We start from the raw sequence: 1617 nt of genomic DNA on the forward strand, positions 1-1617 counted from the left end.
CAGATCGTCGACCCACAGCCGTACCGCGTGGCCATGCTCCTGGGCCAGCTGACGCGCGAGCCGCCAGCAGACACCGATGTCGCCGAAGTTGTCGATCACGGTGCAGAAGATGTCCCAGGAGCGGATGGTCATGGCCGGAATTGCTCTAAACTTGCGATTTTAGAGCCCCGCGAGCCTTCGCGCCTCCGCGCGTCAGGTGTTCGACGTTCGCGGCGGCCGATCGCATGTCCCTGCCGCCTTCCCCGATGTCACGTCCGGATCCGCAACCCATTGGCACGCCCGCCGAGGCGGAGCCGCGCATAGACACGCCCGAGCCGGCGCTGCCCGAAGCCGGTGCAGCGTCCACCGACGTTTTGGCTGTGCCTGCCCAGGCCGGCGCGCCGTCGCAGGAGCCGCAGCCGCGACCGGAGCCGGAGCTGGAAACCAGCTTCGATCCCCGCCCGGTGATCGCCGCGCTGCCGGGACTTCCCGGCGTCTACCGCTATTACGACGCGGCCGGCGGCGTGCTCTATGTCGGCAAGGCGCGCGACCTGAAGAAGCGCGTCTCGAGCTATTTCAACAAGACCCAGCTGTCGCCGCGCATCGCGATGATGGTGTCGCGCATCGCCCGCATCGACACCACGGTGGTCCGCAGCGAGGCCGAGGCGCTGCTGCTCGAGAACAACCTGATCAAGGCACTGACGCCGCGCTACAACATCCTGTTCCGCGACGACAAGTCGTATCCGCTGCTGAAGCTGTCGGCGCATCGCTATCCGCGCATGGCGTACTACCGCGGCGCGACCGACAAGCGCCACCAGTACTTCGGCCCGTTCCCGAGCGCGCATGCGGTGCGCGAGAGCATGCAGATCCTGCAGAAGGTATTCCAGCTGCGGACCTGCGAGGACACCGTCTTCAACAACCGCACGCGGCCGTGCCTGCTGCACCAGATCCACCGCTGCACGGCGCCGTGCGTCGGCGCGATCAGCGAGGAGGACTACGCGCGCGACGTGGGCAATGCCGCGCGCTTCCTGCAGGGCCGGCAGAAGGAGGTGCTCGAGGGACTGCAGCAGAAGATGGAGCAGCACGCCGAGCGGCTCGAGTTCGAACAGGCCGCGGCGGTGCGCGACCAGATCGGCGCGCTGTCGACGGTGCTCAAGCGCCAGGCCGTCGAGGAAGTCGGGCAGAGCAGCGATATCGATATCCTGGCCGTGGCGGTGCAGGGCGGACGCGCCTGCGTCAACCTGGCGATGGTTCGCGGCGGCCGCCACCTGGGCGACAAGGCGTATTTTCCCGCGCATGTCGACGAGGCGGCGATGATCGTCGACGACGAGGCCGAGGAGATCGTCGCCACGCCCGTGGGCGGTGAAACCGCTGAGGCGGCCCAGGCCGCGCAAGGGGCCGAAGTTGCCGAGTCGGGCGCCGCGATGGCCGAACGCGTCGCCGCCAACGTGCTGGCTGCCTTCATGGCGCAGCACTATCTCGATCAGCCGGTGCCGCCGATCCTGGTGGTCAGCCACGCGCCGGCCGACGGCGCGCTGATGGAGGCGCTGACGATGCAGGCGGGCCGCCGCATCACGCTGGTGCGCCAGCCGCAGGGCCAGCGGCGCGCCTGGCTCGACATGGCGCAGCAGGGCGCGG

Annotated in this window: 2 protein-coding genes; one reads left to right on the forward strand and one right to left on the reverse strand. The window is 69.1% G+C overall.

All coding sequences use genetic code 11. The annotated features are described in order from the left end of the window. The coding region (gene earP, locus B551_RS26190; RefSeq protein ID WP_157072023.1) for an elongation factor P maturation arginine rhamnosyltransferase EarP at positions 1-132 on the reverse strand (132 nt) is incomplete at its 3' end. A 113-nt stretch (positions 133-245) separates the two neighbouring features. On the opposite strand from earP, the gene uvrC reads away from it, so the two are divergent. Further along, positions 246-1617 (forward strand): excinuclease ABC subunit UvrC (gene uvrC / locus B551_RS17855; RefSeq protein ID WP_023264690.1); only part of this gene is annotated, 1372 nt, incomplete at its 3' end.

This window comes from Cupriavidus sp. HPC(L) (assembly GCF_000307735.3).
In the GTDB taxonomy this organism is placed as follows: domain Bacteria; phylum Pseudomonadota; class Gammaproteobacteria; order Burkholderiales; family Burkholderiaceae; genus Cupriavidus.